The organism is Micromonospora sp. DT227 (genome assembly GCF_049841835.1).
Taxonomy (GTDB): domain Bacteria; phylum Actinomycetota; class Actinomycetes; order Mycobacteriales; family Micromonosporaceae; genus Micromonospora.
Window position 1 is genome coordinate 1 of record NZ_JBNCLA010000102.1, and the last position, 231, is coordinate 231.

Sequence of the window (231 nt, forward strand, 5' to 3'; positions counted from 1 at the left end):
GGAGTTGGGGGTTCGGCGGATCGCGGTGGACTACGCGTCGCATTCGTCGCAGGTGCAGGCGATCCGCGACCGGTTGCGCACTGATCTGGCCGGTTTGCGGCCTCGTAGTGGGCAGGTGCCTTTCTACTCGACGCTGCATGCCGAGCGGGTCGACACCGCTGGTCTTGATGGTGGCTACTGGTATCGCAACTTGCGGCACACGGTCCGGTTCGGCGAGGTGATCCGCACGTT

General features: G+C 64.9%; 1 protein-coding gene. It reads left to right on the top strand.

Annotated features, from left to right (window positions below; translation table 11 throughout):
* Positions 1–25 precede the first annotated feature (25 nt).
* Positions 26–231 (top strand): acyltransferase domain-containing protein (locus ACLQ2W_RS34080; RefSeq protein WP_425792038.1); only part of this gene is annotated, 206 nt, incomplete at its 3' end.